Source organism: Neisseria sp. 19428wB4_WF04 (assembly GCF_015235335.1).
Classification (GTDB): domain Bacteria; phylum Pseudomonadota; class Gammaproteobacteria; order Burkholderiales; family Neisseriaceae; genus Neisseria; species Neisseria musculi.
Genome location: NZ_JADGLG010000069.1, coordinates 1 through 9,513 on the forward strand (window position 1 = coordinate 1; position 9,513 = coordinate 9,513).

Below are 9,513 nucleotides of genomic sequence, written 5' to 3' on the forward strand. Positions count from 1 at the left end.
GAAGCCGGCGTTGGGTGCCACAAAGGTGCCGTTGATGCGGATGCCGGTGCGTTGGGCATAGCGCTCTTCGCCGGTGTATTCGTTGGTGCGGATATCGACCGTTATCGTTTCCAATTTGGGGCTGGGCAGCACTTTGGCCGCACCGCGCGCTTCGGAGAGCGGTTTGACGCGGCAGCGGCAACGGTAATCCAGCGGCGGATAGAGGGTATCCCAAACCGGGTCAGTGGCGGCGTACACCTTGCCGTGCAGCAGGCGGTGGCTTTCGCGGGTGCGCCCATCTTTGATGGCAACGTATTCCCAATAAGGGTGGGTGTCGATGCTCTTCATCATTGTCGCCCCGCCTTTCCGACAAGCCGAATTTGATATTCTCTACGGCGAAGGCATCAGTTGGGAAGGCGAACTTGTGGATTTGGGCGTGAAATACGGCATCGTTGAAAAATCCGGCACATGGCATGCCTACAACGGCGCCAAAATCGGCCAAGATAAAGACAATGTGCGCGTGTGGCTGAAAGAAAACCCCACAGTGGTCGATGAAGTCGATGCCGCAGTCTGCACCAAAGCGGGCATCAACGTTCGGCATAGCGGTGGCCATGTAGGCCGACTGCATATTGGTTAAGTAGATGGTTTTGAGCCGGTGCGGGCTGCCCAGCGTGGCCGTCTGAATATCGCCGGTGTCGGGGTTGGCTACGTCTTTACGCCCCCACCAGCCTTTGGCTTGCAACACTGGTGTCAGTTCACGACCGAAATCTTCTAATGTTTGGCCGTTTTCCAATGCTTTGAGTGCCGCACTGTATATATCGTCCAACACATCCATCTTGGCCGTTTTGGCGACAGTAAAGGCGGTGGCATGGGCATCATCCAGCATATCCTGCCAGTCCCACGATACCTGATGGCCTTTTTGCTTCAGATAGGCCACGGCGGCTTCGGGCTGCATACCGAACACGGCTTTGATGTCTTCGGGGTTCATCTGCCCATCTCCTGAGCCGCTTCAATCCTGCCGACCAGGCCCGATAAAAATATCAGCCTGGCCAGCTCGTTTTGCAGGTCGGCATCGTCCATGTTCGGGAAGGCTTCGGCCAGACGGTCGAGCAGGTTGTCGGCGGTTTCGCCTTTTTTCAGTTCGGCCACCAAAGCATCGGTCAAGGCGCGGCCTTGTGCGTTCAGACGGCCGGCATCGGGGGGAGTGTCGGGTCGGTATGGCATCCGCCGACCGAGGCGCATCCCTTTGGGGGATAACCCTTCATTTCTGACCATATTCATGGAATTAAAATTTAGATTCAAATAGTTACAATCAAAATGGCAGCCGGAGATGCCTGGCCCAGCCGGCCGATGCTGCCCTCCTCGTGAAGAATATAACGTGATGCCTGTTTGTGCTTGGCAGTGCGCTCTAGAGAAAAAAACGTTGGCGGTGTTTTTTACCGCGCTCCTGCAGATAGTATTTCATGACTTTCAATTTGAATCTGTTTGAATACTTTTGCCATAAAAAACTGAACCATATTGAGAAATAGAGCCTGACTTTTGGGGACAGTTCACGAGAGCGGCGTGCTTCGGTTTTACATGAACAGAAAGAACGGCAGCTTCGCTATGCATGGATAAGGTAGAATCTATATTCACTACTGCCGTCTGTAAAACCACCAACTCAAGTGAATGCGGCAGCCATGTTTCACAGATGCTGCATGGATTGCAGCCATGCAGATGGAGCATTGCATAACCGTAGTCGGCATCCGGTCTGCGATTAAAGCCGAGTCCGCATACCGCTTGAAATCACGTTCAGACGGCCGTATAGTGAAAGCCGTGCCAAACTGCTGCTGAAGCGGTTTGGTATGAACGATGCCGCATCATTCAATTTCACCGCCAACATCAGACCATTATGCAGAATATTCACGATTACGTCCGCCAAACTGCCGCTGCCGCCAAACAGGCTTTTTATGATATGGGGGCTGCTGCCACAGCGCAGAAAAATGCCGCACTGCTGCGCATGGCCAAGCTGATAAAGCAAAACAGTTCAGCAATTGCCGCCGCCAATACACAAGATATGGAACAGGCCGCCGCCAAAGGCTTGGAGCCAGCGCTGCTTGACCGTTTGAAGCTGACGGAAAGCGCAGTTGAAAATATGTGCGAAGGTTTGCGCCAAGTGGCCGCTTTGCCCGACCCTGTGGGAGAGATGGACGAATTCCGCCTGCGCCCCAACGGTTTGCAGATCGGTAAAATGCGCGTTCCCCTGGGCGTTATCGGCATGATTTACGAATCTCGCCCCAACGTAACCATCGATGCTGCCGCCCTGTGTTTGAAATCGGGCAACGCCTGCGTGTTGCGCGGCGGCAGCGAGGCTTTTCACAGCAATGTGGCCATCGCCGGGCTGATAACCCAAGCCTTGCGCGAAAACAGCCTTCCAGCGGCTGCGGTCAGCCTGATTGAAAACACCAGCCGCGAAAGCGTAGGAGTGATGCTGCAAAGCCCTGATTTAATCGATGTGATTATCCCGCGCGGCGGCAAATCGTTGGTGGAGCGTATCAGTGCAGAAGCGCGCGTACCCGTTATCAAGCATCTTGACGGCATTTGCCATGTGTATATCGACCGTGCCGCCGATGCACAAAAAGCGCTGGATATCGCCTTTAACGCCAAAACCTCGCGCTACGGCACCTGCAACACCATGGAAACACTGCTGGTGCACGAAAGCCGCGCCGCCGAAATCCTGCCACCGCTGGCCGCAAAATATGCCGCAAAAGACGTGGAATTGCGCGGCTGTGCGCGCACACGCGCCATTCTGCCCGATATTCAGACGGCCTCAAGCAAAGATTGGGACACCGAATACCTCGCCCCCATATTGGCGGTTAAAGTGGTGGAGAGCCTATCCGAAGCCATTGTCCACATCAACACCCACGGCAGCGGCCACACCGACAGCATCGTTACCGAATCCTACACCGATGCACAAACCTTCCTGCGCACGGTCGACAGTGCCAGCGTAATGGTTAATGCCAGCACCCGCTTTGCCGATGGTTTTGAATATGGCTTGGGCGCAGAAATCGGCATTTCTACCGACAAAATCCATGTGCGCGGCCCGGTCGGCCTGCACGGCCTGACCTCGCAAAAATGGGTGGTATTGGGCAACGGTCAGACTCGGGAATAAAGTAGATCGGGACTTGGAGTCAAAGTTTGTTTTTATTTGTTCAGACGGCCTTCAGGTGTTTTGCAAAGATTTCAGCCTGAAATTGAAGCTGAATCCAGTTTGATTGAAAAATATCAAGTCCGTTATCCTTTATTCAGGATCGGATGCAGCACAGGTTTGCCTGCATATTATTAAACCTTACAACACATTTTTTCGATAAAGACGGAAAACTTTGCCCGTGAGGCTGTTTTTTGGATACAATCGCGCTTTCACAAATGATTTTTGAGCAAGCCGCCGTTTTGGGCGGCTTGTATTTTTATCTGGCGGAACAGAGGTTGTGTTAAAAGTATATGACTTCGTTTCCCAATCAGTATTTCTACGGCTCGAAAAGCTGTTTTACGGAGAATCCCCCCATGCAGAAAATTCCGTTGACCGTGCGCGGTGCAGAATTATTAAAAGCAGAATTACAGCACCTGAAAAGCGTGGCTCGCCCCGAAGTGATAGAAGCGATTGCAGAGGCGCGCTCGCACGGCGATTTGTCGGAAAACGCCGAATACGAAGCAGCCAAAGAGCGGCAGGGTTTTATCGAAGGCCGCATTTCGGAAGTGGAACATAAACTTTCCATCGCACACATCATCAACCCGTCCGAAATCCATGCCGAAGGCAAGGTGGTGTTCGGCGCTACGGTAACGCTCGAAGACTTGGACACCGAAGAGCGTGTGCGCTATCAAATTGTCGGCGAAGACGAGGCGGATATTAAAGAAAACAAAATTTATGTAGGCTCGCCCATCGCCTGCGCGCTCATAGGCAAAGAAGAAGGCGATGTGGCCGAAGTGCAGGCTCCGGGCGGTGTGCGCGAATACGATATCGTGCAGGTGGAATATATCTGAAGCAGGCGAGGCTTCCGATTATCACAATATTGCCCGAGTGCCGATGTTCAGGCCGTCTGAAAACAATAGCCGCAGCAAAAACTGCGGCTATTGTTTTCAGACGGCCTGAGATTTTTGCAAAGGCTGAAAGTCATCACAAAGTCTGTTTATGGTGAATCCGCTTTATTTCCGATACCGGCCGGCCAAAGGCAATGCAGGCGGTAACCCGCTACCGCTTGCGGTTTGCAAAACCGTTTTCTTCGGGCCAAGGCGAAGCAATGCTGTAATCAAAATCAAGGATCCACTGTATTTGTTTGTTGGCAGCCCGCTTCGAAAAATCAAACGGTGCCGGCCTTACTGCAATTTTTACTGCCTGCGCCCCGCCGCCTCGGGTTTATTTTAGCGGCTGTGCGATACCGTTGCGCTACCTGCACAAGGAGGCGCAGTATGTCTGCAAAGTTGATGGCTGCAACCGGGTGTTTCAGACGGCCTGAACGTATCCCGTTAAGGTTCGAGCTACGCAGTATCGATGCTTTTCAGACGGCCTGGGTAAAATTATTGACAAGGCTTTGGATTTTGAGTGTTTGAGAACCATTTTCTTACCATGTTTTGGCAGAGTTGCTGCCCTTTTTGAAGAAGTTTCACGGTAAATCAGGTACAATGCGCGCTTATTTTAATTGGATAAAGGGTGCTTTGGCACATGGCTTCGTTAGAAACTTGGATAGGTTTGCGTTATCTCAGAGCCAAAAAGCGCAACGGTTTTATGTCGTTTATCACCATGATTTCGATTGCGGGCATTGCGCTGGGCGTTACCGCGCTGATTGTGGTGTTGTCGGTGATGAACGGTTTTCAGAAAGAAATCCGCGGCCAGCTCCTGAATGTGGCACCGCACGCTGAGATCGGTTATTACGACACCGGCAACGGTGAGGGCTGGCAGAGCCTGCGCGGATTTGTGAAAGGGCGTAAAGAAGTTTTGGCAACGGCTCCCTATGTTGCCGACCAGGCTTTGTTGGCCAACTCGGGAGAAGTGCGCGGCGTGCAGCTTCGCGGCGTGTTGCCCGAGGAAGAAAAAAACGTGGTGGATTACGGCAAAGAGATGCCGGTGGGCAGTTTCAATGATTTAAAACCCGGTGGGTTCGATATTATTCTTGGTGAAGGTTTGGCCGAGGCACTCGGTGCAGAAAAAGGCGGCAAGGTAACCGTGATTACACCGGAAGGCAACGTTACGCCCGCCGGAGTGGTGCCGCGCCTGAAGCAGTTCAACGTGGTGGGCATCGTGAAAACGGGGCTGTATGAAGTGGACAATTCGCTGGCGATGACGCATATCCAAGATGCCCAAGTGCTTTATCGTTTGGGTGACGGCGTAGGCGGGCTGCGCATCAAACTTGCCGATCCGCAGAGCGCGCCTTCGTTTACCCGCAACCTAATTGCTCCGGAACAGAAAGACAAAGTGTGGGTGCGTGATTGGACGTTTTCCAACCGCAGTTATTTCGAAGCGGTAGAACTGGAAAAACGCATGATGTTCATCATCTTAACGCTGATTATTGCGGTGGCGGCGTTTAATTTGGTGTCATCGCTGGTGATGGCGGTTACAGAAAAGCAGGCCGATATCGCCATTTTGCGCACATTGGGCTTGCCGCCAGCAGGCGTGATGAAAATCTTCATGGTACAGGGCGCATTCGCCGGTTTTTTCGGCACTTTGATCGGCGTAGTCTGCGGCGTGGTGCTGGGGATGAACATAGGGCGTATCGTGGCGTTTTTTGAAGATTTGTTCGATAAGCAGCTGATTAATTCACAAATTTACTTTATCGATTATCTGCCCAGCGATGTCAACACCGATGATGTGCTGGTGATTGCCGCCATTTCGCTGGCGCTGGCATTTATCGCCACACTGTATCCGAGCTGGCGGGCTGCAAAAACCCAACCGGCGGAGGCTTTGCGCTATGAATAAGATTGTGTTGGATTGCAGCAGTGTAACCAAAAGCTACAGCGATGGCGCATTAAACGTGCAGGTACTCAACGGTCTCAATCTGCAAGTGCGTGAAAGCCAAAGCGTGAGCATTATCGGCGCTTCGGGCAGCGGCAAATCAACCCTGCTGCACATACTCGGCGGTTTAGATATGCCTACTTCGGGCAGCGTAAACCTGATGGGCAACAATTTGGGCAAAATGAGCCAGAAACAACTGGGCGAACTGCGCAACCGCTATTTGGGTTTTGTATATCAGTTTCACCATCTGCTACCCGAATTTTCGGCACTGGAAAACGTGATGATGCCGCTTTTGATCAGTAAAAAAACAAAAGCAGAAGCCGAGGCACAAGCGGCGGAAATGCTGGAAAAAGTCGGCCTGAAAGCACGTATGCTGCACCGGCCGGGCGAACTCTCAGGCGGCGAACGCCAACGTGCCGCTATTGCCCGCGCACTGGTTACCCGTCCCAAATGCCTGCTGGCTGATGAACCCACAGGCAATCTCGACCGCAAAAACGCCCAAAATATATTAGACATAATGTTGGCATTGAAAAGCGAATTAGGCACCAGCCTGATAGTGGTTACCCACGATGACGAACTTGCCGCCCGCTTTGACCGCGTAATGACTATGGACGATGGCTGTTTGGCCGATAAACCGTAACAGTACGGCAAAATCAGCTTGGGCAGTCTGGCTGGGTGCTCTCTTATGCCGGCCCGTTGCGGAAACGGCAAAGTGTGCTGTGGTCGGAAGTGTGAAAGTCGTAAAAGTGGCAGGGGAATCGGAAATAGGTGCGGATGATAAGGCTGTATTCGGGTGGGGTGGAGAGGTTGTGCCGTTGGCTGGGGAAGATGGCTGTAGGTATGGGTCAGAGGATAGGCGGGACGGCTGCCGTTACTGCGCAGATGGAGGGTTGTGGGTCGGTTGTTGTTGCCGAAACTGTGCTCGGCCAAGACATACGGTCAGGCTTGATGGCCGGAAGCCGTTGGAATGTTTTTCGATATGGTTGAAGGCATCGCGGATATTGTTCGGGGAAATAAAATGGGTAACGGTTTTACCCAACCGGTTGAATTTGGCAACTGGGGTGGTTCTTTCCTGCCCCTCCCATTCATAAAGATCGTCAAATAATACTTTGTGTATTTCTTTTAAACGCATCAAACCGTACTTGCCGGCGTGTATGGCAATCTCTCCCGACAGCACCATTTTGGCTTTGGTCGAAGCCAAAAAGTATTCAACCGAACGTAGGGTTTCGGCATCTGTGATACCCAGCTTATTGAAAAAAACGCCGTTTTCGGCTTGGTAGGGATTGGCCACTCCGAACGGCTTTCACAGCCAAGAACGGGATTCGCCGAAACCGTCCAACGTTTGGTTTTTTCCCGCATACTGTAACAACTCCCGATAAACCTGTTGTGGTTCGATATTGCCTGCAACGATGGAGGCTCTGATACGCTGTTTCAGTTCGGGAACCTCAAAACCTTTCAGTCCGAATATGGAATCGATCAGTTTGTATGCCTGTGTTCTTTCATGTTTCATCATAAGTATCTCGTTATTGTGTGAAAATCATCGGTGCCGGCTAATTATAGCGCACAGTTTCATATCATTGCGGTAAACCGTTACCGCAACGGATGAAAAGTAAAAAGCCCCGCCGCAGCACATCATCCCATGTGCTGCGGCGGGGCTTTTTCGTTTTTGGTGGTGGCTTCAAATAATATCAGTCACCAAAGCCTTCCAGCCACTCCTGTTTGTTGATCTCATACTCAACGGCAGAAAAACCGTCGGGATAATCCTTAAACCCTTTCTGTTTTAATGCGTATTCTTTAGCCTTTTCTACCTCTTCCAGACTTGAAAACACACCCAAGCACTTATCATTTTCATGACCTAGAGCGTCTATTCGCGTATGGTAGAGAACATAAACTGTATCCAATGTAAACATTTTTCTATACCTTTCAATTAGTTAAATGACATGCCACCGTATTTTTTAATTTGATTATGCTCTGTCGCCGGGCCGGTTTTCCACTTCCCTGCACCGTATTTGGCATCCAAAACACGTTTTGCAAACTGGGCACCGCTTTCATTGGGGTTTTTGCACGGCTTTAATCCTGCCTCACCCAACCGGGAGCATCTTTTGCCGCTTCTTTCCCGCTCAGATGGCTGGCAAATGTTTTATTTCAAACAATTGAAAGCATGGCTCGGTGCGGACAAGCTAACCAAACCAAAAGGCACAAATGCCGATAAAATCAGTTTTTTCATGACAGTATGACCAATTTACACGATGTTTTTTATATTATCGGCCCAATCCGTAAAATTCTATCTTTACTGTCAAAAAATAGAACGGGCAACAGTGGTGGCAGACACAAAAAAGTCCCGCCGCAGCACAAATTCATGTGCTGCAGCGGGGCGGTTTTCTGCAACGGACGGTCAGGCTGCCTGTTGTCCGGCAAATACTGCTTCGGGGCGGTAATTCGCGCGTATCAGCGCGGCCATCGGCGGCGGCGATACGGAGTTGCCGCACATCCGCACCTGGGCGGTTTTGGTCAGCGGTTTGCCGGTATGGTCGCGGTCGAAGATGTAATCCTCGGGGAAGCCTTGGGCTTTGTACAACTCTTTGGGCAGCAGCATCCGCAGCGTGATGTCCACGATGTAGTACGGTTGCCGGTTGATATATACGGTAACCAAAGCCAAACGGTCTTTGGTGGTCAGCGTTTCCGGCGGCGCAGTCAGATCGCGGGCATCGCCGTTGCCGTAGTAGTTAATCAGGAATGCGGCCACTTTGAGGGCGCGGTTTACAGACGGCCGGCGGTGTTGACTGCCGTTTGCCGTCACCGTACCCATCAGTGCGGTAATGTCGCTGCCGGTGCCGGCCATTTTGGCCGGCTCGGTTCGCCAGTTGGCGCGTACCAGCACGGCCATAGGCTGAGGCGAGGTGATGCAGGTTTGCACCTGAATGCCTTGGGCCGCCAGCTCGGGCAGGATTTGGCGGCAGTCGCCGGTATGCAGAACGGATAGGTTATGCTGTTTCATTTTTTATCCTTCGGATAGCCAATAAAAAACACCGCTTAGCGGTGTTTGCGGCGTGTTGCAGGTTAGGGGAACTGTCGGGCGGTATGTACGATATTCAACACATAAACGGTTTGGCTCTAGACTGGCAGAATAGCTCTGTTAGCCTGGAAAAATGAAATATAACACCAAGTTAAGTGACCATCAGCTCAAAAAATTATCAAGCATTTTTGTGTCGGTATAGAAGCCTCAAAAACCGCTTTGCCGGCAGGCTTCAACCGCAATACCATCAACCACCGGTATCGCATGTTCAGGCACGAAATATACCGCTGCCAAAGCAGGCAAAAAGACCTGTTACGGCAGCATGGAGGTTGATGAAAGCTATTTTGGTGCCAAACGGCAGCGCGGTTTCCATGGCAAGTCAAAGCGTGGCAGAGGAACGCTTAAACAACCCGTCTTTGGTATTTTCGAAAGAGACGGCAGGGTTTATACCGAAATCGTTCCTGATTGTAAAAAGCAAACACTTCAAGCTGTTATATTGGGAAAGGTCTCTCTGGAGGGTGTTTTTATTCTG

10 protein-coding genes and 4 pseudogenes are annotated in these 9,513 nt (G+C 51.6%); 7 read left to right on the forward strand and 7 right to left on the reverse strand.

Annotated features, from left to right (window positions below; all coding sequences use genetic code 11):
• Nucleotides 1-330: pseudogene (locus tag IR141_RS11225) on the reverse strand (phage minor head protein); the annotation flags it as partial.
• A gap of 1 nt (nt 331) precedes the next feature.
• Between IR141_RS11225 and recA the strand changes: the two are divergent.
• Nucleotides 332-616 (forward strand): annotated as a pseudogene (gene recA / locus IR141_RS11230) (recombinase RecA); the annotation flags it as partial.
• Here recA and IR141_RS11235 read toward each other — a convergent pair.
• Nucleotides 587-967 (reverse strand): annotated as a pseudogene (locus IR141_RS11235) (phage head morphogenesis protein); the annotation flags it as partial. The pseudogenes recA and IR141_RS11235 sit on opposite strands and share 30 nt — an antisense overlap.
• Nucleotides 964-1,203, reverse strand: coding sequence for a DUF935 family protein (locus IR141_RS11240; protein WP_228068249.1), 240 nt, complete (start codon nt 1,201-1,203; stop codon nt 964-966). The pseudogene IR141_RS11235 and the gene IR141_RS11240, both read right to left, overlap by 4 nt.
• Nucleotides 1,204-1,870: 667 nt before the next feature.
• On the opposite strand from IR141_RS11240, the gene IR141_RS11245 reads away from it, so the two are divergent.
• From IR141_RS11245 to lolD, 4 genes are all read left to right on the forward strand, one after another.
• Entirely contained in the window at nt 1,871-3,130 is a 1,260-nt protein-coding gene (locus tag IR141_RS11245) for a glutamate-5-semialdehyde dehydrogenase (RefSeq protein WP_135037286.1), read from the forward strand.
• 392 nt (nt 3,131-3,522) lie between these two features.
• A complete protein-coding gene (gene greA, locus IR141_RS11250) occupies nt 3,523-3,999 on the forward strand; it encodes a transcription elongation factor GreA (protein WP_135037289.1) in 477 nt (158 codons plus the stop codon).
• Nucleotides 4,000-4,678: 679 nt separating this feature from the next.
• Nucleotides 4,679-5,929, forward strand: coding sequence for a lipoprotein-releasing ABC transporter permease subunit (locus IR141_RS11255; protein WP_135037291.1), 1,251 nt, complete (start codon nt 4,679-4,681; stop codon nt 5,927-5,929).
• Nucleotides 5,922-6,605 (forward strand): lipoprotein-releasing ABC transporter ATP-binding protein LolD, encoded by a 684-nt coding sequence (lolD, locus tag IR141_RS11260; protein WP_135037294.1) that lies wholly within the window; start codon nt 5,922-5,924, stop codon nt 6,603-6,605. Before IR141_RS11255 ends, lolD begins: the two co-directional genes overlap by 8 nt.
• A 231-nt stretch (nt 6,606-6,836) precedes the next feature.
• On the opposite strand, the gene IR141_RS11265 is transcribed toward lolD, so the two are convergent.
• From IR141_RS11265 to IR141_RS11275, 3 genes are all read right to left on the reverse strand, one after another.
• On the reverse strand, nt 6,837-7,256 hold the full coding sequence (locus IR141_RS11265) for a hypothetical protein (RefSeq protein ID WP_135037297.1): 420 nt from the start codon (nt 7,254-7,256) through the stop codon (nt 6,837-6,839).
• 12 nt (nt 7,257-7,268) lie between these two features.
• Nucleotides 7,269-7,478 carry a hypothetical protein gene (locus IR141_RS11270; RefSeq protein ID WP_135037300.1) on the reverse strand — a complete coding sequence of 70 codons (210 nt, stop codon included), beginning with the start codon at nt 7,476-7,478 and terminating at the stop codon, nt 7,269-7,271.
• A 175-nt stretch (nt 7,479-7,653) separates the two neighbouring features.
• Nucleotides 7,654-7,875: a hypothetical protein gene (locus tag IR141_RS11275; protein ID WP_135037302.1), complete on the reverse strand. Its 222-nt coding sequence runs from the start codon at nt 7,873-7,875 to the stop codon at nt 7,654-7,656.
• Nucleotides 7,876-7,974: 99 nt separating this feature from the next.
• Here IR141_RS11275 and IR141_RS11280 point away from each other — a divergent pair, with 99 nt between their 5' ends.
• Entirely contained in the window at nt 7,975-8,202 is a 228-nt protein-coding gene (locus IR141_RS11280; protein WP_167743186.1) for a hypothetical protein, read from the forward strand.
• A gap of 158 nt (nt 8,203-8,360) precedes the next feature.
• Here IR141_RS11280 and IR141_RS13560 read toward each other — a convergent pair whose 3' ends face one another.
• Nucleotides 8,361-8,963, reverse strand: a complete 603-nt coding sequence (locus IR141_RS13560; protein ID WP_228068250.1) for a DNA cytosine methyltransferase — start codon at nt 8,961-8,963, stop codon at nt 8,361-8,363.
• 151 nt (nt 8,964-9,114) lie between these two features.
• Here IR141_RS13560 and IR141_RS11290 point away from each other — a divergent pair.
• Nucleotides 9,115-9,513 (forward strand): annotated as a pseudogene (locus tag IR141_RS11290) (transposase); the annotation flags it as partial.

What these genes read in the sequence shown, in the direction of transcription:
- lolD (WP_135037294.1), top strand. Translation starts at nt 5,922, where the DNA reads ATGAATAAGATTGTGTTGGATTGCAGCAGTGTAACCAAAAGCTACAGC.
- IR141_RS11270 (WP_135037300.1), bottom strand. Translation starts at nt 7,478, where the DNA reads ATGATGAAACATGAAAGAACACAGGCATACAAACTGATCGATTCCATA.
- IR141_RS11245 (WP_135037286.1), top strand. Translation starts at nt 1,871, where the DNA reads ATGCAGAATATTCACGATTACGTCCGCCAAACTGCCGCTGCCGCCAAA.
- IR141_RS13560 (WP_228068250.1), bottom strand. Translation starts at nt 8,963, where the DNA reads ATGAAACAGCATAACCTATCCGTTCTGCATACCGGCGACTGCCGCCAA.
- IR141_RS11255 (WP_135037291.1), top strand. Translation starts at nt 4,679, where the DNA reads ATGGCTTCGTTAGAAACTTGGATAGGTTTGCGTTATCTCAGAGCCAAA.
- IR141_RS11240 (WP_228068249.1), bottom strand. Translation starts at nt 1,203, where the DNA reads ATGCCATACCGACCCGACACTCCCCCCGATGCCGGCCGTCTGAACGCA.
- greA (WP_135037289.1), top strand. Translation starts at nt 3,523, where the DNA reads ATGCAGAAAATTCCGTTGACCGTGCGCGGTGCAGAATTATTAAAAGCA.
- IR141_RS11275 (WP_135037302.1), bottom strand. Translation starts at nt 7,875, where the DNA reads ATGTTTACATTGGATACAGTTTATGTTCTCTACCATACGCGAATAGAC.